At 23.5% G+C, this 23,609-nt stretch carries 21 protein-coding genes and 2 tRNA genes; 21 read left to right on the top strand and 2 right to left on the bottom strand.

Annotated features, from left to right (window positions below; all coding sequences use genetic code 11):
• Nucleotides 1-211 precede the first annotated feature (211 nt).
• From AB4W77_RS00460 to metG, 11 genes are all read left to right on the top strand, one after another.
• Nucleotides 212-283: transfer RNA gene (locus AB4W77_RS00460), tRNA-Arg, on the top strand.
• Nucleotides 284-588: 305 nt separating this feature from the next.
• A complete protein-coding gene (gene hisG / locus AB4W77_RS00465; RefSeq protein ID WP_367681522.1) occupies nucleotides 589-1,488 on the top strand; it encodes an ATP phosphoribosyltransferase in 900 nt (299 codons plus the stop codon).
• Between the two features lie 5 nt (nucleotides 1,489-1,493).
• Entirely contained in the window at nucleotides 1,494-2,801 is a 1,308-nt protein-coding gene (gene hisD / locus AB4W77_RS00470; RefSeq protein ID WP_367681523.1) for a histidinol dehydrogenase, read from the top strand.
• Nucleotides 2,798-3,877, top strand: a complete 1,080-nt coding sequence (gene hisC, locus AB4W77_RS00475) for a histidinol-phosphate transaminase (RefSeq protein WP_367681524.1) — start codon at nucleotides 2,798-2,800, stop codon at nucleotides 3,875-3,877. The genes hisD and hisC overlap by 4 nt, the downstream gene beginning before the upstream one ends.
• A 4-nt stretch (nucleotides 3,878-3,881) precedes the next feature.
• Nucleotides 3,882-4,949 carry a bifunctional histidinol-phosphatase/imidazoleglycerol-phosphate dehydratase HisB gene (gene hisB, locus AB4W77_RS00480; protein ID WP_367681525.1) on the top strand — a complete coding sequence of 356 codons (1,068 nt, stop codon included), beginning with the start codon at nucleotides 3,882-3,884 and terminating at the stop codon, nucleotides 4,947-4,949.
• Nucleotides 4,949-5,539 (top strand): imidazole glycerol phosphate synthase subunit HisH, encoded by a 591-nt coding sequence (gene hisH / locus AB4W77_RS00485; protein ID WP_367681526.1) that lies wholly within the window; start codon nucleotides 4,949-4,951, stop codon nucleotides 5,537-5,539. Before hisB ends, hisH begins: the two co-directional genes overlap by 1 nt.
• 4 nt (nucleotides 5,540-5,543) lie before the next feature.
• Nucleotides 5,544-6,284 (top strand): 1-(5-phosphoribosyl)-5-[(5-phosphoribosylamino)methylideneamino]imidazole-4-carboxamide isomerase, encoded by a 741-nt coding sequence (gene hisA / locus AB4W77_RS00490; protein ID WP_367681527.1) that lies wholly within the window; start codon nucleotides 5,544-5,546, stop codon nucleotides 6,282-6,284.
• Nucleotides 6,266-7,042, top strand: a complete 777-nt coding sequence (hisF, locus tag AB4W77_RS00495; RefSeq protein ID WP_367681528.1) for an imidazole glycerol phosphate synthase subunit HisF — start codon at nucleotides 6,266-6,268, stop codon at nucleotides 7,040-7,042. The genes hisA and hisF overlap by 19 nt, the downstream gene beginning before the upstream one ends.
• On the top strand, nucleotides 7,036-7,650 hold the full coding sequence (hisIE, locus tag AB4W77_RS00500; protein ID WP_367681529.1) for a bifunctional phosphoribosyl-AMP cyclohydrolase/phosphoribosyl-ATP diphosphatase HisIE: 615 nt from the start codon (nucleotides 7,036-7,038) through the stop codon (nucleotides 7,648-7,650). The genes hisF and hisIE overlap by 7 nt, the downstream gene beginning before the upstream one ends.
• A gap of 220 nt (nucleotides 7,651-7,870) precedes the next feature.
• The gene (gene gndA, locus AB4W77_RS00505; protein ID WP_367681530.1) at nucleotides 7,871-9,280 is read left to right on the top strand and encodes an NADP-dependent phosphogluconate dehydrogenase; all 1,410 of its coding nucleotides are present in this window, start codon (nucleotides 7,871-7,873) and stop codon (nucleotides 9,278-9,280) included.
• An 835-nt stretch (nucleotides 9,281-10,115) separates the two neighbouring features.
• The gene (metG, locus tag AB4W77_RS00510) at nucleotides 10,116-11,735 is read left to right on the top strand and encodes a methionine--tRNA ligase (RefSeq protein WP_367681531.1); all 1,620 of its coding nucleotides are present in this window, start codon (nucleotides 10,116-10,118) and stop codon (nucleotides 11,733-11,735) included.
• 69 nt (nucleotides 11,736-11,804) lie between these two features.
• Here metG and tilS read toward each other — a convergent pair whose 3' ends face one another.
• Together tilS and AB4W77_RS00520 are read right to left on the bottom strand one after the other, a co-directional pair.
• Nucleotides 11,805-13,112 carry a tRNA lysidine(34) synthetase TilS gene (gene tilS, locus AB4W77_RS00515; RefSeq protein ID WP_367681532.1) on the bottom strand — a complete coding sequence of 436 codons (1,308 nt, stop codon included), beginning with the start codon at nucleotides 13,110-13,112 and terminating at the stop codon, nucleotides 11,805-11,807.
• A gap of 49 nt (nucleotides 13,113-13,161) precedes the next feature.
• Nucleotides 13,162-13,238 (bottom strand) — tRNA-Val (locus AB4W77_RS00520).
• Between the two features lie 591 nt (nucleotides 13,239-13,829).
• On the opposite strand from AB4W77_RS00520, the gene AB4W77_RS00525 reads away from it, so the two are divergent.
• The 10 genes from AB4W77_RS00525 to priA all read left to right on the top strand — a co-directional run bounded on the left by AB4W77_RS00525 (nucleotide 13,830) and on the right by priA (nucleotide 23,437).
• Nucleotides 13,830-14,435 carry a riboflavin synthase subunit alpha gene (locus AB4W77_RS00525; protein ID WP_367681533.1) on the top strand — a complete coding sequence of 202 codons (606 nt, stop codon included), beginning with the start codon at nucleotides 13,830-13,832 and terminating at the stop codon, nucleotides 14,433-14,435.
• A 406-nt stretch (nucleotides 14,436-14,841) separates the two neighbouring features.
• Nucleotides 14,842-15,057, top strand: coding sequence for a transcription modulator YdgT (gene ydgT / locus AB4W77_RS00530; RefSeq protein ID WP_265197114.1), 216 nt, complete (start codon nucleotides 14,842-14,844; stop codon nucleotides 15,055-15,057).
• Nucleotides 15,058-15,226: 169 nt separating this feature from the next.
• The gene (gene rsxA, locus AB4W77_RS00535; RefSeq protein ID WP_367681534.1) at nucleotides 15,227-15,808 is read left to right on the top strand and encodes an electron transport complex subunit RsxA; all 582 of its coding nucleotides are present in this window, start codon (nucleotides 15,227-15,229) and stop codon (nucleotides 15,806-15,808) included.
• 8 nt (nucleotides 15,809-15,816) lie between these two features.
• Complete coding sequence (gene rsxB / locus AB4W77_RS00540) at nucleotides 15,817-16,359, top strand: electron transport complex subunit RsxB (RefSeq protein ID WP_367681667.1); 543 nt, start codon at nucleotides 15,817-15,819, stop codon at nucleotides 16,357-16,359.
• Nucleotides 16,313-17,998, top strand: coding sequence for an electron transport complex subunit RsxC (rsxC, locus tag AB4W77_RS00545; RefSeq protein WP_367681535.1), 1,686 nt, complete (start codon nucleotides 16,313-16,315; stop codon nucleotides 17,996-17,998). Before rsxB ends, rsxC begins: the two co-directional genes overlap by 47 nt.
• A 79-nt stretch (nucleotides 17,999-18,077) precedes the next feature.
• Nucleotides 18,078-19,139, top strand: a complete 1,062-nt coding sequence (gene rsxD, locus AB4W77_RS00550; RefSeq protein WP_367681536.1) for an electron transport complex subunit RsxD — start codon at nucleotides 18,078-18,080, stop codon at nucleotides 19,137-19,139.
• 2 nt (nucleotides 19,140-19,141) lie between these two features.
• Complete coding sequence (gene rsxG, locus AB4W77_RS00555; protein WP_367681537.1) at nucleotides 19,142-19,780, top strand: electron transport complex subunit RsxG; 639 nt, start codon at nucleotides 19,142-19,144, stop codon at nucleotides 19,778-19,780.
• On the top strand, nucleotides 19,767-20,447 hold the full coding sequence (locus AB4W77_RS00560) for an electron transport complex subunit E (RefSeq protein ID WP_367681538.1): 681 nt from the start codon (nucleotides 19,767-19,769) through the stop codon (nucleotides 20,445-20,447). The genes rsxG and AB4W77_RS00560 overlap by 14 nt, the downstream gene beginning before the upstream one ends.
• A gap of 16 nt (nucleotides 20,448-20,463) precedes the next feature.
• The gene (gene nth, locus AB4W77_RS00565; RefSeq protein ID WP_367681539.1) at nucleotides 20,464-21,093 is read left to right on the top strand and encodes an endonuclease III; all 630 of its coding nucleotides are present in this window, start codon (nucleotides 20,464-20,466) and stop codon (nucleotides 21,091-21,093) included.
• 136 nt (nucleotides 21,094-21,229) lie between these two features.
• Nucleotides 21,230-23,437: a primosomal protein N' gene (gene priA, locus AB4W77_RS00570; RefSeq protein WP_367681540.1), complete on the top strand. Its 2,208-nt coding sequence runs from the start codon at nucleotides 21,230-21,232 to the stop codon at nucleotides 23,435-23,437.
• Nucleotides 23,438-23,609 lie beyond the last annotated feature (172 nt).

Below are 23,609 nucleotides of genomic sequence, written 5' to 3' on the forward strand. Positions count from 1 at the left end.
ATGTAAATTTTTTATGGTTTATAATTTGTGTAATATAGACATATTTTTTTATTTTATTAATATTGAAAAAGTTATATTTTTATATTAAAAATGAGTATATAAGAATATATTTTTAATGTTCGATGTTGTATTTTCTATAAAATTATTTTTAGAACAATAGAATATTATTTTCATGTATGTAAAATGGTGAGATAATTACATTTGTTATCTTATCCCTTTAGTTAAATGGACATAATAAACTCCTCCTAAGAGTTAGTTGCAGGTTCAATTCCTGCAAGGGATAATTTATGTTATATTTTTAGTATTTAAGCATAAAATATATTTTTTAGTGAAAAATTTGATCTTTAGTATTTATAAATTTATTTTAATGATTTTTTAATAGGTATTATTTATTAAAATATATATATTATAATTAGTATTATTTACTATTATGTTTCAAATAAATTATTTTATGATAAAGTTTATATTCTTTTTTATAAATTATTGATAAATGAGAGCATTTAATTTAAAAAATCTTTTTAGTCACTTAAGATTTTTTAAATTAAATGCTCTCATTTATCAATAATTTATAAAAATGGGATTTAATTAATGATAAATAATAATCGTTTACGAATAGCTATGCAAAAAAGTGGTAGACTTAGTGATGATTCTAGAAAATTATTAACTAGATGTGGTTTAAAAATCAATTTAAATCAACAACGTTTAATTGCTTTTGCTGAAAACATGCCTATTGACGTTATGAGAGTTCGTGATGATGATATTCCAGGTTTAATTATGGATGAGGTAGTAGATTTGGGTATTGTAGGAGAAAATGTTTTAGAAGAAGAATTGCTAAGTCGTCAAGCTCAGTTGCGAAATGGTTTTTATACTATTTTAAAACGTCTTGATTTTGGTATTTGTAGATTATCTTTGGCTATACCGATAAATGAAAAATATAAAAATATTAAGAATTTAAGTAACATGAGAATAGCTACTTCATATCCTCATTTATTAAAAAAATATCTTGATAAGAGAAGTATTTTATTTAAAGTTTGTATGTTAAATGGTTCTGTAGAAGTAGCACCGCGGGCAGGTTTAGCTGATGCTGTATGTGATTTAGTTTCTACAGGAGCCACATTAGAAGCTAATGGATTACAAGAAGTAGAAGTAATTTATAAATCTAACGCATGTTTAGTATGTCGTCCAGGTCTTCTCTCAGATTTTAAAAAAGAAATTATTAGTAAATTAATGACTCGTATTCAAGGAGTAATCAAAGCTAGGGGATCTAAATATATAATGTTACATGCTCCTATTTGTAAATTAGAAGAAGTAGTTTCTTTATTACATGGAGCAGAAAAACCAACGGTATTAAAGTTAGCAGGAGATAAAACTAAAGTTGCAATGCATATGGTAAGTAGCGAAACTTTATTTTGGGAAACTATGGAGAAATTAAAATCTTTAGGTGCTAGTTCAATTTTAGTCTTACCTATTGAGAAAATGATGGAGTAAACTTTGTGAAAAATATTTTAAAAATAATTAATTGGGAAGAATTAAGTTTTTTTGAAAAAAATAAAATTTTTATCAGACCAGTTTTTTCCCGATCTAATAAAATAAAAGAATCAGTAAAAAAAATAATTTCAGATGTTAGAATATTAGGAGATGTAGCATTAAAAAAATATTCGCAAATATTTGATAATATGAATATAGATAATTTTGCAATTAGTCGAGATAAAATCTCTGGATCTCATTATAATGTAAGTCAAAATAAAAAAAATGCTATTTTATCAGCAATAAAAAACATTGAATATTTTCATTTAGCACAAAAAATGGATTCAATTTCTATCGAAGTACAACCTGGTATTTATTGTCAACAGTTAATCAGACCAATAGAATCGGTAGGATTATATATTCCAGGTGGTTACGCTCCTTTAGTATCGACAGTATTAATGCTATCAGTACCTGCGAAAATTGCTGGATGTTCGAATATTATTCTTTGTTCTCCACCTCCTATTACTGATGAAATTTTGTATGCAGCAGATGTATGTGGTGTACATAAGATATTTGAAATTGGTGGAGCGCAAGCAATTGCTGCTTTGGCTTTTGGTACAAATGAAATCCCTAAAGTGAATAAAATATTTGGACCTGGTAACGAATATGTTACTGAATCTAAAAGGCAAGTAAATCAATTATTAGATAATTTGGCTATTGATATGTTAGCAGGTCCTTCAGAAGTGTTAGTGATTGCTGATGCTAAATCTAATCCTGTTTTTGTTGCTTCAGATTTATTAGCTCAAGCAGAACATGGACCTAATTCTCAAGTAATTTTATTAACTCCTAGTTTAAAATTAATTAATTTAGTGCTTAAAGAGTTAGAAAATCAATTGTTTCAACTACCCAGATCAGATTTAATAAAAAAATCATTATCTAAAAGTTTTATCATTTTTACACATGATTTATTAGAATGTATTAATATTTCTAATTTATATGCACCTGAACATTTAATAATTAATACTGTTAACGCTCAAGATTTGTTATGTGATATTATTAATGCTGGTTCCATATTTCTAGGTCAATGGTCTTCAGAAACAGTAGGAGATTATGCTTCAGGACCCAATCATGTTTTACCTACTTATGGATGTGCCTCTGTATATTCAGGTTTAAGTTTAATAGATTTTCAAAAAAGAATTAATGTGCAAACATTAACGAAAGAAGGATTTTTAAATATTTCATCTACTGTTTTAACTTTGTCTAATATAGAAAAAATGGAAGCTCATAGTAATTCTATAAAATTACGACTCGATTTTATAAAAGGGAAAAAATGAAACTAAAAATTATAAATTTAGTTCGTAAAAATATACAGAAATTAGTTCCCTATCAGTCAGCTCGTAAAATTGGTGGAAAAGGAGAAGTATGGTTAAATGCAAATGAGTCTCCTATGTCGAATCAGTTTACTTTGCAAGAAACTTATTTTAATCGTTATCCTGAACCTCAACCTAAATCATTAATTATGAGATATGCTGATTATGTTGGAATATCATCCAATAATATATTAGTGACACGTGGAGCTGATGAAGGAATAGAATTATTAATGCGTGCTTTTTGTGAACCTAAAATAGATTCAATTATTTATTGTCCTCCTACTTATGATATGTATGTTATTAATGCCAATATATTCGGTGTAAAAGTGTGCAGTATTCCAATGTTAAAGAATTGGCAATTAGATGTTAAATCTATTGAAAAAAAAAATATTGGAGTAAAGTTAATTTATATTTGTAGTCCTAATAATCCAACAGGAAATATTATTCATAGTCAAGATATTTTTCTTATTTTGAAAATTTTTTCCAATACTGCATTGGTAATAGTAGATGAAGCTTATATTGAATTTTGTGAAAACAAAAGTATTGTTTCTTGGTTACAAAATTATCCTAATTTGGTAATTTTAAGAACACTATCAAAAGCATTTGCTTTAGCAGGATTACGTTGTGGTTTTGTGTTGGCTAATACAGAAATTATTCGTATTTTATCTAGAGTAATTGCTCCTTATCCATTGCCAACACCAGTAACTGATATAGCCTATCAAGCTTTATCTAAAAAAAATATTGGTATAATGAAAAATAGAGTATTAGAATTATGTTCTAATAAAATGTGGTTGATCAAAGAATTAAAAAAAATTAAATATGTTAAAAAAATTTTTAAAAGTGATAGTAATTATATTTTGGTACATTTTATTAATGCTGATAAAATTTTTCTTTTTCTTTGGGAACAGGGAATTATTGTTAGAAATCAGAATTTTAAAATATTCTTGAATGAATGTATACGTATATCAATAGGTAATTTTAATGAATGTTTAAAGTTAATAAATGTATTAAAATTATTTGTTACAAACAGTAAAGGATAAATTTATGCCTGAAAAAGTTTTATTTATTGATCGTGATGGTACTCTCATTTCTGAACCAGAAACAAATTATCAAATAGACAGTATTGAAAAAATTATATTAGAGCCAAAAGTGATATCTGCTTTATTATCATTAAAAAAATATAGTTATAGATTTGTTATGATTACTAATCAAGATGGTTTAGGAACAGATAATTTTCCATATTCTTCTTTTGAAAAACCCCATAAATTTATGCTAGAAATATTTAAATCTCAAGGTATTACTTTCGATAATATTTTAATATGTCCTCATAACGTACATGATCGTTGTTGTTGCAGAAAACCTAAAATAGAAATGGTCAAACCTTGGTTAAATGATAATTCTTTAAAAAAAGAAGTCAGTTATGTAATAGGTGATAGACAAACGGATATAGAATTAGCAGATAATATGGGTATCAAAGGAATTTTATATAATAGAAATAATTTTAATTGGTCTAAAATAGCAAAAAAGATTATTTCAAATAATAGATTTGCTAAAGTTTTTCGTAAGACAAGAGAAACTGAAATTCATGTCGAAGTTTGGTTGGATAAAAAAAATAAAAGTAATATCGATACTGGATTAATGTTTTTTAATCATATGTTAGAACAAATTTCTGTTCACAGCGGTATTTCTATGAATATTCTTGCAAAAGGAGATATTTGTATTGATGATCATCATACTATAGAAGATACCGGGATATGTTTAGGTCAGTCTTTGTTGAAAGCATTAGGTAATAAAATTGGAATTAATAGATATGGATTTTCTTTGCCAATGGATGAAAGTGTGGCAACATGCATTTTGGATATTTCAGGACGTCCTTATTTAAATTTTCAAGCTCAATTTAAAAATCAATCTGTAGGAGATATGACTACAGATATGGTTGAACATTTTTTTTACTCATTATCTTATGCAATGAAAAGCACAGTGCATATTCGTTCATCAGGTAATAATGATCATCATCAAATTGAAAGTATTTTTAAAGTTTTTGGAAGAGTATTAAAAGAAGCTATTCGTATAGAAGGAAATAAAATATTTAGTTCGAAAGGAATTTTATAATGAATATTATAATAATCGATACTGGTTGTGCTAATTTGTATTCTTTAAGATATGCTATACAAAGATTAGGTTATAATCCTATTATAACTAGAGAAATAAATCTTATATTAAATGCAGATAAACTATTTTTACCTGGAGTAGGAACACCTAAGACAGCTATGCAACAATTACATTTATCCAATTTAATTAAAATTATTAAAAATTTTACAAAACCTGTGATGGGTATTTGTCTCGGAATGCAACTGTTATGTTCATATAGTCAAGAATGTCAAGGTCTTAAAATGTTAAACGTTATTGATACTGTTGTATCCAAGTTAAAAGTGGATAAGTTATCTATACCTCATACAGGATGGAATGAAATTATAATAAATAATAATTCAACATTATTTAGAAATATCAGGAATAAATCTCGATTTTACTTTGTACATAGTTATGCTGTAGAAATTAACAAGTATACAATAGCAAGTTCATATTATGGAACATTTTTTAGTGCTATTGTTAAAAAGAATAATTTTTTAGGAGTACAATTTCATCCTGAAAAATCAGGTGAATCTGGTGCACAATTAATAAAAAATTTTTTAGAGATATAATATTATGATAATTCCGGCAATAGATTTAATGAATTCTAAAATTGTGCGATTGTATCAAGGTAATTATTCTAAAATAAAATATTATAAAGATGATATTTATAATAAATTATTAAACTATCATGATATTCAAGAAATTAAAATTGTTCATTTAGTAGATCTTAATGGAGCTAAGGATCCTAATCATAGGCAGATTCAGTTATTAAAACAAATATTAGCCAAAGTTAATATACCTTTACAAATTGGTGGTGGTATTAGAACGGAAAAGGATATTGAAGTGTTATTTCGAGCAGGAGTTAAAAGAGTAGTTATTAGTTCTTCTGCAATTATAAACCCAAAAGAGGTAAAAAAATGGTTTAATGTTTATGGTGGAAATGCAATTGTTCTTGCTTTAGATGTTTTAATTAACGAAAAGAATGAAAAAGAAGTTTTAATTAATGGTTGGCAAAATTACTCTAAATTAATTTTAGAAGATATTATTAATGAATTTTCTGAAGTGGGATTGGAACATGTTTTGTGTACAGATATATCTAAAGATGGTACTCTATTAGGTCCTAATTTTGTTTTATATAAAGAAATATCAAGTTTATTTAAACATATTAAATTTCAATCTTCAGGTGGAGTAAGTACGTTGCATGACATTTCTTGTCTTAAATCATGTGGAATATATGGAATAGTGATAGGACGAGGTTTGTTAGAAAATAAATTTACTATATCAGAGGCAATTCAATGTTGGCAAAACGCATAATTCCTTGCTTGGATGTCAAAGATGGTTTAGTAGTTAAAGGTATACAATTTCGTAATCATAAAATTATGGGTGATATAATTCCGTTAGCTAAATATTATGCGAAAGAAGGTGCTGATGAATTGGTTTTTTATGATATTACTGCCTCACCTACTAATAGATTAGTGGATAAAAAATGGATAGAAAAAATTGCAGAAGTAATTGATATTCCATTCTGTGTAGCAGGAGGAATTAATAGTATAAATGACGTAGTAAATATCCTTAAGTTTGGAGCTGATAAAGTTTCTATTAATTCACCTGCAATAAAAGATTCTAGTTTAATAAGCAGAATATCAGATCGTTTCGGAGCACAATGTGTAGTAGTAGGAATTGATTCTTGGTTTGATAAAAAAAAAGATATTTATCAAGTATATCAATATACAGGAGATGAAAATAAAATATTTAAAACAGAATTGGATACTTTTAGATGGATAGAAAAAGTACAAACACTTGGTGCTGGGGAAATCGTTTTAAATATGATGAATCAAGATGGAATGTGTTGTGGTTATGATATACGTTTATTAAATCGAGCACGAGAAATATGTACAGTTCCTTTAATTGCCTCTGGAGGAGCTGGTAAAGTTGAACATTTTTATGATGTATTTAATGATGCAAACGTAGATGGCGCTTTAGCTGCTTCAGTTTTCCATAAAGGAATTATAAAAATAAGAGAACTAAAAGAATTTTTATTAAATAAAGGTATTGTGATTCGAGAATGTTAAATAAAAAAGCGTATTTAAAAATTAATTGGAATAAAATTCGAGATATGTTACCAGCAATTATTCAACATAGTGTATCTGGTGAAATATTAATGCATGGATATATGAATAAAGAGGCTTTAGATAAAACTAATCAGGAAAAAATAGTTACTTTTTATTCGCGTACAAAAAAACGTTTATGGACTAAAGGAGAGAGTTCAGGTAATTATTTGAAAGTAGTTAATATCAGTTTGGATTGTGATTATGATTCTATTTTAATATTGGTTATACCACAAGGTAATACTTGTCATTTAGATCGTAGTAGCTGTTTTGTATCTTATATGATTCCAGATTTTACTTTTTTATATTATTTGGAAAATATTTTAAAGAAGAGAAAAAAAAATAATAAGAATCTTTCTTATACAAATAATTTATATTCTTCAGGTACTAAAAGGATAGCTCAAAAAGTTGCTGAAGAAGGTATAGAAACTGCACTTGCGGCTGTGACAAATGACAGGGAAGAGTTAATTAATGAATCTTCAGATTTGATATTCCATTTACTGGTTTTATTACAAAATCAATCTTTAGATTTTAATTTGGTAATATCTAATTTGCGTAAAAGAAATAAATAGTATTTATTTTGATATAAAAATTTTTTTGTTACAGCATTAAATATTTAATTATTTTTATATTTAATTTTTATTTAGATTTCTTATTTACTTTTATAATTATATAATAATATTATTTTTATATTTTTATTTAAATAAAAAATTCATTAATTTTTAAAAATCTATTGATTATTAAAATATATATTATTATTTATATATTTATTTTTAGAAAATAGGAGTGAAAATGTTAAAAAATAATATTGGTGTTATAGGTTTATCAGTGATGGGTAGTAATTTAGCACTAAATATAGAGAGAAATCATTATACGGTTTCTGTTTTCAATCGTTCTTCTGAAAAAACAAATCAATTAATGCAAAAAAGTATAGATAAACGAATTTATCCATATTTTTCAATAAAAGAATTTGTTAATTCCTTAAAAAAACCTCGTTGCATTTTGATTATGGTAAAAGCAGGATTGCCAACAGATGAAACAATTGAGTCTATTATTCCTCATCTTGAGATCGGTGATATTCTTATCGATGGAGGTAATTCTTTTTATAAAGATACAATACGACGTTGTAGTGAATTATCTCGAATAGGTTTAAACTTTTTTGGAGCAGGTATTTCTGGTGGTGAAGATGGAGCATTAAACGGACCGTCTATTATGTTAGGTGGAGAAAAAAAATCTTATGATTTAATATCTCCTATATTAAAAAAAATAGCAGCAAAAGCTAATGATCGAGAATCTTGTGTAGATTATATTGGTCCTGATGGAGCTGGTCATTACGTAAAAATGGTTCATAATGGAATAGAATATAGTGATATGCAATTAATATCAGAGACATATTTTTTATTAAAAAACATTTTATCAATGAGTAATAAAGAATTAGAAAATACATTTGATAATTGGAATAAAGGTGAATTAAATAGTTATTTAATTAGCATCACTAAAGAAATATTTAAGAAAAAAGATGGTTCAGGAAAATATTTAATAGATTTAATTTTAGATCATGCAGATAATAAAGGAACAGGTAAATGGATTAGTAAAAGTGCTTTAGATTTAGAAGAACCACTTTCTTTGATTACAGAGTCTGTTTTTTCGCGTTATATTTCTGCTCTTAAGGAACAACGAGTCTATGCTTCAACAGTTTTATCTGGACCTGAAATAAATAAATTATCTTTAAATAAAAAAGATTTTATTGAAAAATTAAGAAAAGCTTTATATTTAGGGAAAATTATATCTTATGCTCAAGGTTTTTCTCAACTTAAATCGGCTTCTAAAAAATATAAATGGAATTTATCATATGGAAAAATAGCAAAAATATTTCGTGCAGGATGTATTATCCGAGCTAAGTTTTTACAAAAAATTACTGATGCATATGTAGAAAAAAATGATATTGTTAATTTATTATTAACTCCATATTTTAAAAATATTGCTAATGAATATCAAAATTCTCTTCGGAGTGTTGTATCTTATGCTGTAATTAATGGAATTCCTATTCCAACGTTTTCTGCTGCGATTGCTTATTATGATAGTTATAGAACAGCTATTTTGCCAGCTAATTTACTGCAAGCACAAAGAGATTATTTTGGAGCTCATATGTATAGACGTATCGATAGAGATGGTTTTTTTCATACTAATTGGTTGGAATAAAAATATTCTGATAAAAATATTAAATATATTTAATGAAATATATTTACGACACGTATTGAATAATTAATATTTTTATTCTTTAGTACCAGAGATAAATATAGACTCAGGTACTAAAAAGATTAACAAGATAATATCTTATTTTAGCTAAATAAAAATATTAATTTTTTTTTATATTAAAAAATAAAATATAAAGTAGTTTTTATAAAGATTATTTTTAAAGTGATTTTGTATAATATATGTAAATTTTTTTACAATTATTGATTAATGATATTGAATATTTGATTAATAAATTTAGTATTTTTATTTTTCATAGTGAAACTATTAATCATGATATTTTTAATTTACGTTAAAATTTATTTATTTTAGTAACAAAAAAATAAACAATGTGTAAATTTTAGTGAATGTAAAAAATTAGATTTTTAAGATTTCATTACGAGTTATAAAATTTTTATTTCGATATATTTTTTTAAAGATAATTATTTTGGTATTAGGTATTATTTTTACGGTTATAAAATTTATAAAAGTTTAGTTTTTTTAGAGTTTAGGATTATTTTGAACTAATTTAGGTAATGATCGATTTAAATTTATAAATTTTGGGTAGAAAGAAAAGTTTTATAATTTTTTGATGTTAACAAATTAATTTTGATGTTTAATTTAAATATTTTATATCTAATTTTATGGATATAAATATAAATTCTTTTTTTTATAATAATTGTGATGAGTGTATATATTTAAATTATAAGATGTTGAAGGTGGTAAGATTTTTAAGATTAAATTAATTATTGATATAATTTATATATATTTTTATTACAGTATTTTTCTGAGAGATTTTAAAATGAGTTTTTTAAAAAAAAAGATGTTAGTAACTTGTGCATTACCGTATTCAAATGGTTCTATTCATCTTGGTCATTTATTAGAGCATATTCAAGCTGATATTTGGGTTCGTTATAATCGAATGATAGGTCATGAAGTATGGTTTATTTGTGCTGATGACGCTCATGGTACAGCTGTAATGTTAAAATCAAAAAAACAAAACATTTTACCTGAAGAATTAATTTTTAAAATTTATAAAGAACATAAATATGATTTTTCAAGTTTTCAAATATCTTATGATAATTATTATTCAACACATAGTAAAGAAAATTACGATTTAGTACAAAAAATATATAATTTATTAAATAGTAGTGGTTATATTAAGGAACGTACTATTTCTCAGTTATATGATGATAAAGAGAAAATTTTTTTACCTGATCGTTTTGTAAAAGGATTTTGTCCTTCTTGCAAATCTGAAAATCAATATGGGGATCATTGTGAAGTATGCGGTACTGTTTATGCGGCTATAAATTTAATTAATCCTCTATCTGTTTTATCTAATTCTATTCCTATAGTACGTACTTCTGTTCATTTGTTTTTTAATTTACCATTTTTTAGTGATTTTCTAAAAAAATGGATTTTTTCTGGAGTATTAGATAAATATGTTTTAAATAAAACTAAGGAATGGTTTAAAATTGGTTTAAAACAATGGGATATATCTAGAGATGAACCTTATTTTGGATTCAAAATTTTAAATTATTTAAATAAATATTTTTATGTTTGGCTAGATGCTCCCGTTGGTTACATGAGTACGTTTAAAAACCTTTGTAAAAAAAGAACAAATTTAAATTTTGATGAATTTTGGAACAGAAATTCCGATTGTGAGTTATATCATTTTATTGGCAAAGATATTATTTATTTTCATACTTTGTTTTGGCCAGCAATATTAGAAGCAACTGGATTCCGTAAACCTACAAAGATTTTTGTACATGGTTATGTGACCATTCGTGGAAATAAATTATCAAAATCTAAAAATGATTATATATTAGCATCAGATTGGTTAAAATATTTAGATTCAGATAGTTTACGATATTATTATGCATGTAAATTATCTAATAATATTCAAGATATTGAATTTAATATTTATCAATTAGTAGAAAAAGTTAATACAGATATTGTAAATAAAGTTGTTAATTTAGCTTCACGTAGCGCTAGTTTTATCAATAAAATTTTTTTTGGAAAACTTTCTGATCAATTAAGTGATATAGAATTATATATGAGATTTATTTCTGAATCTAAAAATATAGAGGATCTTTTTAATAATCGTGAATTTTCTTTAGCTATGAAAAAAATTATGATATTGTCAGATGTTGCTAATAAATATATAAATGATCAAAAACCATGGACATTATCCAATGAAAAATATAATCAATTACATATGATTGCATCTATGGGAGTAAATTTATTTAGGGTAATTATGACTTGGTTAAAACCGGTAACACCATCTTTAGCAGAGAAATCAGAATTTTTTTTAAAAATAAAATTAGATTGGAAAGGTATAAAAAAACCTTTATTAAATCACACTATCTCTAAATTTAAAATTTTATATAAAAGGATTGATATCAATAAAATTAAATTATAGTCACATGAAATGTTTTAGTATATGTATAAAATTTAATTCTTTTCTAAAAATTTTGGATATTTTATTGTTTTATTGTTTAGTAATATAGTTACACCAAGATAAATACCAATAGTGATATACTTTAATGTTTTTATTTTTTATGGTAAAAATACCAAGAGCACCAATGAAACGATTATTATAAAATAATAAGGGAATATTTTCTCTTTGCCATATTGGTATATTTAGTAATTGCCATATTTTTTTTAATTTTTTTTTGTGTTTTTGTCCTTCAATAAGGAAGCTACCATTAGCTTGAAAACGAATGTTGACCAATTCTTTTTTTTCTGGACTAGGTAATTTAACTCCCATTTTATCTTGAGTTACATATCCTAATTGATTGGGAAGTGCTAAAGATGTTTGAGTTTTATGCCAAAAAATTATTCTATTTTTTAAGGAAGGTAAAATTGGTTTTAATAAATATAATTTTTTTCTATATCTTCTAATTTCATATTTTTTAAAACTTATTTTAGGTGATGCAGATTTTTTGCTATTAATAATATCTGTGAATATTTTATATAGTCCTTTATAGGAAGGCATATTAACGTGATGTAAAGAGATCCAATGTCTTAAAATGATATTAAGTATTTCTTTTTTTAGATATTTAAGATTAGTAATATTTAATGTTTTATCTGTGCATACTGTTTTTTTTATAATATCAGTTGTAAAATAATTTAACGCTTCTTCTTGTTCACTACAAATTTTGGCACTCCGTGTACAATTTTTTATAAATTTTGGCCATCTTTCTTTTAATATCGGTATTATTTTTCTTCTTAAAAAATTACGATCGTAATTTGTATCCCAGTTACTGTTATCTTCTATCCATTTTAATTTATTTTTTTTAGCCCATTTTTCTAATGTGTTTCGATCTATTTGTAATAACGGTCTAATATGGATTATATTATCTATTTTTTTGTAAGTGGACATACTAGAAAGACCTTTTGGTCCACTTCCTCTTTTTAAAGCTAATAAAAAAGTTTCACATTGATCATTTAAATTATGAGCTGTTAATATTATTTCTTTAGGTAGTAGATTTTTATATATTTCTTTATATCTCATGGATCTGGCTTTTGATTCTATATTATTTTTTTTTAAATTAAGATTAACATTTTTTATAACAATAGGAACGTTATATTTTTTACATTCTTTTTTGCAATGATCGCTCCAATTGTCAGAATTAATATTTAATTTATGGTTAATATGTATCGCACGGAAAAAAATTTTTTTTGTTTTTTTTAATTTTAATAACAGATGTAAAAGAACTGTAGAATCTAATCCTCCGCTATAACATATTAAAAAATATTTTTTTTTATACAACATTTTTTCTAATTCTTTTATCATGATTTATATCACTTATTATTTTTCGTAAAATATTTATTTTTTAATAATATGGTACGTCCGAGTGGATTTGAACCACCGACCTTCACCTTGTCATGGTGATACTCTAACCAACTGAGCTACGGACGTATATAAAATTATTTATAATATTTTTGATGATATTAAAAATATTATTCTATATAAAATGTAAGAAATATTGTTATTTTAAATACAAATTATTTTTCAATATATTAATAGCAACGTTGTTATTTTATATTTGATATAATAAAAAAATTATTAAATAGATATATTTATTATTTTTATTTAAAAATAATTTGTAAAGATATTTTTTATCTAAATAGTAATTTTGTTTATTTGTATAGTTTGCAGGAGATATTGAATATATTTTATTTTTATTAACATGAATATATATAATAGTTCAGTTATTAAATATATGATATAATATATTTTTTATTTATGATATCATAGAAATTATTAATTATATAATAATATTTTTATATTTTACAAATAAAATTATAGATTACATAATTTTTTTTAAATTTTTATATGATATTTTTTATTATTAAATAATAAAAATTAGTTAAAATAATTTATCAATAAAAAATTAATTTTAATTAAAAATATTGACTGATAGTAAAAATAAATTTCGATATATTATTAAATTTTATTTTTTAAAAAATAGTAAATATCTTTATTTTAAATTAGGATTGATATTATTATATGTTTACTGGCATTATTAATGGTATTGCGACAGTTTCCAGTATTGAAGGAAATAGTGTTTTTTTTACGTATGGTATCAAATTTAACATATTTTTGTTAAAAAAATTAAAAACAGGAGATTCAGTAGCAAATAATGGTTGTTGTTTAACTGTTAAATACATTAAAAATAATATTGTTTTTTTTGATGTTATTAAAGAAACTATAGATTGTACTAATTTTTCTTTATTAAAATTGGGCGATAATATTAATATCGAAAGATCTGCGAAATTTGGAGATGAAATAGGAGGACATATAATATCTGGACATGTAATTACTACAGCTATTATTACAGATATTTTTTTATCTAAAAAAAATAGAGTAATATGTTTTTATATAAATAAAAAATATATTATGAAATATATATTGCATAAAGGATTTATTTCTGTTGATGGAGTGAGTTTAACTATAGGAAAGGTAGTTAATAATACATTTTATGTACATTTAATTCCAGAAACAATATTGTTAACAACGTTAGGAAATAAAAAAATAGGTGATACCGTTAATATTGAAGTTGATTATTATACAAAATTGTTAATAGATAATTCAGAGAAAATATTAAATAAGTAATTTTTTAAAAAAAATAATAATATTAAGTTTTTTATTATTAATTATTTTTAATTTGAATTGAAATTAATGTTAATTTTTAACAATAAATATTTAAATAAAATTATTTAATATATATATTATATTTGATTGTTATTGGTATTGATTACATAAAATAAAAAAATGATAGATATTGTTTATGTATAAAGTATAAACGATTTTAATTTTTTGAATTAAATTTATTCAAACAATTAAATAAAATTTAATATTTTAAATTTGATCAATATTAAAAATTAATATATTTTTATATATTTGAAAAATATTTAAAAATTTTGGCTGTTAGTTTGATTAAACATATTTGATGTATTTAATATATTTTATATATTATTTGCGTGTACATTTCTTTTATTTTTTGATTATTTTAAAAATTATGACAACACAAGATTATTTATTAAAATTTCGTCGTGTTAATTCTTTAAAAAGTCTTGAAAAACTTTTTGATCATCTTAATTATTCTTTATTAAATGATCATGAATTAATCAATATGTATAGGGCAGCTGATCATCGTAGAGCTGAATTAGCTTCTGGTGGTCAATTATTTGATTTAGGTTGTGTTCCTAAATTTATATGGCATTACGTATTATAAAAATAATATTTTATAATATAAGATTATAAAAAAATATAAATTAGTAATTTATTATTAATAAAAAATAATATTGGTATTATTAATAGTATAACATTCTTAATGTTAGGAACATTTAATATAAAAATTTGTTTATTTACTTTTCAAAATATTATTCATTTTTGAGTTTAATATGATAGATTACTGTGTAATGTTTATTAGTAATATATTGATAAATAATTTTATTTTAGTGCAATTTTTAGGTATTTGTCCTTTTATTGGAGCGTCAAAAAGAATTGAATCAGCAATAGGAATTAGTTTGGCTACTACTTTTGTTATTACTATTTCTGTAATGTTTTCTTGGTTGGTAAACTATTATATTTTAGTACCATATAATATGGTATATCTTCGTATTATAATGTATATGTTAATTATTTCGGTTAGTGTGCAAGTTATAGAAATTATAATTAAAAAATTGAGTTTTTACTTTTATAGATTATTAGGTATATTTTTACCTTTAATTACTACCAATTGTGTTGTTTTAGCTATTCCTTTATTAAATTTAAAGTTAAATTATAGTTTTATTCCAGCAGTTATATACGGATTTAGTTCTTCTATTGGTTTTTCATTGGTAATGATATTATTTTCGAGTATGAGAGAACGTATTTTTTTGGCTGATGTACCTTTACCGTTTAAAGGGTCACCTATTGCGTTAGTTACTGCTGGATTAATGTCGATGTCATTTATGGGATTTAATGGTTTAATAAAATTTTGATAACACATATAATTAGTATTATTTTTATTTTTAGTTTTTTTAGTATAATATTGGGATTAATTTTATACTATTTTTCTTATAAATATAAAATAAAACAACATTCTATTGTAGATAAAATAGAAGATATTTTACCACAGAGTCAATGTGGTCAATGTGGATATCCAGGTTGTTTACCTTATGCAAAAGCTATTTTTAAAAATAAAGAAAAAATTAATAAATGTCTTCCAGGTGGTAAAGATGTATTTTTAAAATTGCAAAATTTGTTAAATATAGATACTACTGAATATAATACAAATTTTTTACCAGTAAAGATTATTCCTACAGTAGTGTTTATTGATGAACAAAATTGCGTTGGTTGTGCTAAATGTCGTGAAATTTGTCCGGTAGATGCAATAATAGGTTCATTAAATTTAATGCATACTGTGTTAACTGATTTTTGTACAGGTTGTAATTTATGTATACCCGTTTGTCCCCTTGATTGTATTCATACTAAAAGTATTGTTCATGAAAATAAAAAATTGTTTAATAGGTTTGAAAAAATCGATTTTTAATTTTTTTTCTATTTTATATTTTAAAATAAATAAGGTAGTTATTTTTTTTTTTAAAAAAAAGAAACAAGATTTCCATGGTGGAATAGATTTTCTATTTATGAAAAAAAACATAAAAACATTACCAGAGAAAATAATATTACCAGGAGATCAATTTGTCGTTTATCTAAATTTTTATACTTTTGAAAAGGTTCAATTAAGAGTACAGATAGGAGATTATGTTTTTAAAGGACAATTATTAGTTGAAGGAAATAAACATATAGTTCCTATACATGCTCCTACTTCAGGGAAAATTATTGATATAAAGAGATATTTATATGATCTTATTTTAAATAAATATAGAATAGATTTTTTTTTAATTGCAGATGGAAAAGATATTAGTACAAAGTTATTTCCTATACATCATTATAAAAAAATAAAGCGTGAAAATATCATTAAATTAATTTATAAAAATGGAATAGTTGGTTTAGGAGGAGCTCAGTTCTCTACTACTCGTAAATTACGTATAGCTCTTCATAATAATATAGATACTTTAATAATTAATTCTTTAGAAAGTGAACCTTATATTACAGCTGACAGATGGTTAATGGAAAATTATATATCTGATGTTTTAAAAGGATGTGAAATTATTCAATGGATATTAAGAGTAAAAAACGTAATTATTGCGATAGCAGATGATCAAGATGATTTTTTTATAAAAATAAAAAAAGAAGTATTAAATTATCCTGGTTTTAAGTTACGTTTTATAAAACAAAAATATCCTTCAGGTAGTAGTAAACAGTTAATTAAAATTTTAACTGGTAAAGAGATTCCTCATAATGGACATGCGACTAATTTGGGAATAGTAATGTATAATGTTGGTACTGTGTATGCTGTAAAAAAAGCTATTATAGAAGGAGAACCGTTGATTAGTCGTGTAGTTACTATAACGGGAAAGGCTCTTACATATTCTGGTAATATGTGGGTGAGGTTTGGTGTATCTATTAGTGATTTATTGATTCATCTTAATTATTTTAATTTAAAAAATAAATTAGTAATAATAGGTGGACCATTAATGGGTTCTGTAATTTCTAATATTCAGACTCCTGTATTAAAAAGTACAAATTGTATTTTAATACCTTCTGATGATGAAATCAAAAAAAAAGAATTAGAACAATCTTGTATTCGTTGCGGTAAATGTTCTAATGGATGTCCAATGAAGTTATTACCTCAACAGCTTTATTGGTATTCTAAAGGTTTGAATCATGATAAAACAAAAGAATATAAAATTAAAGATTGTATTGAATGTGGAATATGCGAACAAGTATGTCCTAGTAATATTCCACTACTCAATTATTTTAAAAAAGAGAAACGTATATTAAAAGAAATAGAGATTTTTAAAATAAAATCTAAAGAAGCAAAAGATAGATTTCAAAAAAAACAATTTAGACTAAATAGTAAAAAAATAATATCAAAAAAAAATATATTTTTTGATTCTGCTGCTAATTCTAAAAAAAATGATGCATTTGAAAATATTTTTAAAGAAGATTTGATAAAAAAATCTATTTTGAAAAAAGAACAAGAAGCAAGAAAAAAAAGTATTCTTGATGCTATTGAAAGAGTAAAGAATAAAAAAAATGGGTTAAGATTAAATATTAAATAATAGAAATATAAATATGTATACATTAATTATTTTAATAATATATATATAAAATATTGATATAAAAATAGAACATTATTCAATGATAAATTTTAATGATATATATCAAAAATATAGTACTAAACAGATGATGTTTTGTGTAGTAATAGCATGTATTCCAGGAATTACTATTCAGTTTTATTATTGTGGATACGGGATAATATTACAAATATTGATAGCGATCATTACTGCGGTTTTGTCAGAATTGTTGATTTTAATAATCAGAAGAAAATTGGTTAAAAATATTTTAACGGATTATTCAGCGATTGTTACCGCTGTTTTATTTGGTATTAGTCTTCCTCCTTTTTTACCGTTTTGGTTAAATATAATTGGTACGTTTTTTTCTATAGTTATAGTTAAACAATTATATGGAGGTTTAGGTCAAAATTTATTTAACCCTGCTATGGCTGGTTATGTGTTTTTATTAATATCTTCTCCTGTTTTTATGACGAGTTTTAAAGTACCTTATGATCAATCATTGAATCCTCCTAGTTTAAGAAAAACTATAAGTATTATTTTTTATAACTATAATTATTCTAAAGATATAATTGTAGAGTCAATTAAAAGAAATAATAACTTGACTCAAGCTACACCTTTAGATTCGTTCAAAACGAATATTTATTTAAAAAATAAAAATATACAAAATACAAATTCTAGATATTGGTATTCGTTAATATGTGATTTTTCTAAAGTAAATTTTATTTGGAAATGGATTAATATAGGATATTTTTTAGGAGGTATTTTTTTATTGTGGATGAATATTATTTGTTATAGAATTCCTTTCTTTTTTTTATTAGTTTTAACTTTGTTATCTACTTTAGGTTGTTTTTATGATTCCGAAAGATTAGTTTCACCTTTAACTAATTTATTTTCTGGAGCTACTATGTTAGGTGCATTTTTTATTGCTACTGATCCTGTGACTGTTCCTACTACTAAAAAGGGACGTATTATTTTTGGTATATTAATTGGATTTTTAGTTTGGTTAATTCGTAGTTTTGGAGGTTATCCGGATGCTGTTGCTTTTGCAATATTGTTAGCTAATATTACAGTACCGTTGATAGATTATTACACTGTACCTCAAGTATATGGATATAATAAGGAATAATTATGTTTCTTAATATTTTTAAAAAAGTATTAATTTTTGGTTTTTTTGCTTTTTTAACATCAGGTATAACTTCTATTGTTTATGAGTTAACAAAAAATATGATAGACCTACAAATGAAAAGGAACAATAGGAAAATTTTAGCAGATGTTTTACCTTTATATTTATATGATAATAATGTTCAAAATGAGTGTTATTTTATAAAAAATCAAGTTTTAGGAGATACGTTTAATCATCGATTATGGATTGCTAAAAAAAATAATAAAATAAAAGCAATAGCTATTGAGATAACTACAAGAGAAGGTTATTCTGGTTTTATTAAAATCTTGTTGGGAATTGATATTTATAGCAACATTCTGGGTGTACGAGTTATAGAGCATCATGAAACACCGGGCATAGGAGATAAAATTAGTGTTGATGTTTCTAATTGGATAACACATTTTTCAGGGAAACATATATTTGGTTTAAAGGATTCTAATTTTAAATTAAAAAAGTATGGTGGTCAAATTGATCAGTTTACTGGTGCAACGATTACTCCTCAAGCAATGGTAAATATTATAAAAAAGGTAGTAGTTTCAATGGTAAAAATATCATCTATGATATCACAATGTAACATTTGCGAGAGAAATCATGAAGTTAAATAAATCTTTATTAATCTTTAAGGTATGGAGAAATAATTCTACTTTAGTGCAATTTTTAGGATTATGTCCTGTATTAGCAGTAACTTCTACAGCAATTAATGGATTAAGTTTAGGTTTTGCTACCACTTTGGTTCTTGTATGTACTAATACTACTATTTCATTTTTTAGAAAATTCATATCTAAAGATATACGAATACCTATTTATATGATGATTATTTCGTCTATGGTAAGTTGTATTGACATGTTATTGCATGCTTGCGCATTTAATTTATATAATTCATTAGGTATTTTTATTTCTTTAATAGTTACTAATTGTATTGTATTGGGAAGAGCTGATTCTGTAGCAATAAAAAATACTCCTTTTTTTTCATTTTTAGATGGTTTATATACTGGTGTGGGGGCTAGTATAGCGATGTTTTTTTTGGGATCTGTACGAGAAATATTGGGTACTGGGATGTTATTTAATGGTTCTGAAAAATTATTTGGTAATTGGATTAGTTTTTTTTACGTTCAAGTGATAGATCAACATTATACTCTTTTATTAAGTTTATTTCCATCAGGAGGTTTTATAATTTTAGCATTACTTTCAGCATGTAAATATTTTTTAGATAATAGAAAAAATATTAATATTAATTGTGAAATTTATAAAAATTGTTGTAAAGATATTTGAATTGAGGATATTTTTTTTGAATAAAAAAAAACGTTATGATATTATGAAAATTTTTAGTAAAACAAATACGTTATTTCGTACAGAATTAGTATTTTCTTCTTCATTTGAGTGTTTAATATCGGTAATTTTATCAGCAAAATCTAAAGATGAAAATGTTAATAAAGTAACTAAAAATTTATATTTTATAGCTAATACTCCCGAAAAGATTTTATCTCTTGGTATAAATAAATTGAAACATTATATAAAAAAAATAGGATTATATAATAATAAAGCAAAAAATATTATTAATACTTGTTTTATTCTGTTATTGAAACATGATGGTCAAGTTCCTAAAGATCGTAAAAATTTAGAAAAGTTACCTGGAGTAGGAAGAAAAACAGCAAATGTAATATTAAATTTAATTTTTAATTGGAGTACAATTGCTGTGGATACTCATGTTTTTCGAGTATCTCATAGAACTAATTTTGCAATAGGTAAAACAGTTCAAGAATTAGAAAAAGAGTTGTTAAATCATGTTCCAATTTATTTTATGTTAGATTTTCATAGTTGGTTAGTAAAACATGGTCGTTATGTATGTACTGCTATCAAACCGAAATGTAAAATATGTTTTATTAAACATTTATGTGAATTTAAAAATAAAGTATAATAAATAGTATTTTACTTTTTATTAAAATTATTTATATTTTTAATATATAAATTTTGTATTTAATTGCTAAAATATTTTGATTTTATTTAAAAAATAGCCATGATTCATAAATCATATATTTTATATGGATATCTTTGTGTTTATTATACAAGTTGTACTTTTTTTACCAATAAAAAAATTTTTTGAATATACTTGTCCTAAAGAAATAATTCCTATTGTTGGTAGTCGTGTATCAGTCCCATTTGGAACGCGAAAAGTAATAGGTATGATAGTATCTTTTTACTATCAAATTGGTACAGTACAATTTAGATTAAGATCTATTTATTCTATTATTGATAAATCTCCTATTTACACTCAAAAATTATGGAAAACGTTAAAATTATCTTCTATTTATTATCATTGTTCAATAGGACATATTTTATGTCATATTTTGCCTACTTTTTTAAAAAAAGGGAAAGTAATTTTTCCTATACAACTGTATAAATGGACAGTTACTAATAAAGGAAAGAAAATAGATATTAGTATTTTAAAGAGAACTCCAAAACAACATTATGCTTTGTCGGTATTGCGTCATCATTCAGTTTTTCAAAATGAATTTAAAAAATATAATTTATCTAATTATGTTTTAAAAAAATTAAAAGATAAATTTTTATGTGATGTATATATTTCATCTCATTGGTTTACTAATAGTAAAAAAAAATTTTTAATAAAAGATTTTGATATAAAATTAAATAAAAAAGAATATCTTACCATTGAAAGAATTTTAAATAAAGGAAGGTATTTTACTTCTTGGTTATTAACAGGTATGAAAAGTACGATAAAACGACAAATATATTTTAATTTAGTATTAAAAATTCTTGAAAGAGGATTACAAATATTAATTTTAGTTTCAAATGATAATGTTGTGGATCAGGTTATTTCTTTATTTCAAATTTATTTTAATGTACCAATTGATGCATTTTATTCTGGTACGACTAATTATCAAAAGTTTTCAATATGGTTTAGGGCAAAAAATAATGAAACAGCAGTGATTATAGGTACTAAGAAAGCTATTTTTATTCCTATAGCTAAATTGGGAATTATTATTATAGATGAAGAACATAGTGTTTCTTATAAAAATAAAAAAGGATGGTGTTATAATGCCAGAGATATAGGAATTTTAAGAGCTTATCAAGAAAAAATTCCCATAGTATTAGAATCTGTATCGCCTACTTTAGAAACGTTAAAAAATGTTATAAACAAAAAATGTCAACATGTTAATTTACATCGAGTTATTTTAGATAAGAAAAAAATAATACAGAAAATAATTGATATTAAAAGTGAAAAGTTAAGAGGAGGCTTATCTATTACTTTAATTAATTCAATTAATCAACATATTTATAATAATAAAACTGTATTGTTAATTATTAATAATAATAATTGTATTTTTTTTGTTTTATGCTGTAAACATTGCAATTGGATAGCTAAATGTAATTTATGTAATGAATATTATTATTTTAATGAACATTATCAAGATTTATGTTGTAAATTTTGTTTTGTTAGGTTTTCTGTTCCTTTATTTTGTTTTAATTGTGGATCTGGAGATTTAATTTCTCGTAGTTTTGGTATAGAAAATATGAAAGTGTCTGTTAAAAGAATATTTTCTAATATACCTGTATTGTGTATTAATTATATAAGTACAAAATTAAAAAAAAATGTTAATAAAAATGCTTTGCAGCATATGTCGCAAAAAGGAGTTATAATATTAATTAGAGAAAAAGATATTTATAGTGTACGTTTATTTGTTAATATAACTTTAGTGGCAATGGTTTTAATTGATTCTTATTTTACGTCTATGACATTTCGTTCTATAGAACGATTTGCTCAATTTTATACTCATTCTATTAATTTATTGGATAATTATTCTAAATATTTTGAAGTTTTAATACAAACTACATATCCTAATGATGCTGATTTAAATCAGTTGATACAAGAAGGTTATTCTAACCTATCCATTAATTTGTTAAAAAAAAGACAGTTTTTAAAATTACCTCCATTTACTTATCATGTTATGATTTATGTTAAAATAAAAAAATCTTGTAAGATAGAAAATCTTTTTTTAATTCTGCAAGATATTATAAAAAATAATAAAAAAGAAAGTAATATAAATATTTGGATGATGGGTACTTGTCCTGATTTTTATCAATCTAAAAATGGAAAATACTATGTTCATAAGTTATTATTACAGAGTTCTTCTCGTAATGAATTACATAATGTGTTGCAATTTAGTATTGATTTTATAAGTATAATTCCTATGTTTCGAAAAATAAAATGGAAATTAGATATAGATCCTATTGATATTTAAGAAACATAATAATTTTTATAGGTTATATATATTGAGTTAAAAGATTCTTTTGTTAATCTTAATTTATTTATATATATAGTAGTAAAATTTATAAATAATTTATTTTAAATAAACATTAATTTTTTAAATAAATAGTATTTATACAAGATTAACAATAAAGTGTTTTTAAAAT

The organism is Buchnera aphidicola (Pemphigus immunis) (assembly GCF_964059115.1).
GTDB lineage: Bacteria > Pseudomonadota > Gammaproteobacteria > Enterobacterales > Enterobacteriaceae > Buchnera_C > Buchnera_C aphidicola_C.